Origin of the sequence: Arenimonas caeni (assembly GCF_003024235.1) — a bacterium.
GTDB lineage: Bacteria > Pseudomonadota > Gammaproteobacteria > Xanthomonadales > Xanthomonadaceae > Arenimonas > Arenimonas caeni.
In genome coordinates this window covers 1-471 of the sequence record NZ_KZ679121.1, presented here as the reverse complement: position 1 = coordinate 471, position 471 = coordinate 1, and the positions used below count along the sequence as shown (strand labels likewise).

Here is a 471-nt window from a genome sequence, read left to right as displayed (position 1 = left end):
GACGGGAGTTTCCTTACGGATTAGTTAGGGCTCATCGAGTGATCCGATGAGTGACAAGGTCTTGCTCTGCGGATCGTACTCCTCAGAGCTACCGCAGTTATCGACCCGCCAGAATCCTTCCTCGTCAATAGTGAGGAACAGCAGATACCTAGCGCTCGGGTCCATCGAAAAGCGTGAGCTATCGTTGTCACTCCAGACGTGAATCGGGGAGTCGGGCTGCTCCCCAACTAGTGTCTCGGCAACGGTGAATATGTACACCGTCGCCAAGGACCCTTCAGGATCCGAAGGATCGCGTATCACGTGCTGCGCGGCCACCGAGCCGACAACCACGGATCTGGCGCTTCTGGCTTCTACAGCCACAGAAGGACGCTCTTCTAGGCAAACCGCGTGCACCGGGAAACTTGCAAGGAAAAGTGCGGCAGCTAGCGAGAACATATGCATGAGCCCTAACGCCTGAGTTAAGCCGCGTCG

At 56.5% G+C, this 471-nt stretch carries 1 protein-coding gene; it reads right to left on the bottom strand.

Annotated features, from left to right (window positions below; genetic code table 11):
- Positions 1–24: 24 nt before the first annotated feature.
- Positions 25–471, bottom strand: a 447-nt coding sequence (locus C6N40_RS14365) for a hypothetical protein (RefSeq protein WP_205208632.1), incomplete at its 5' end; no start/stop codon positions are given.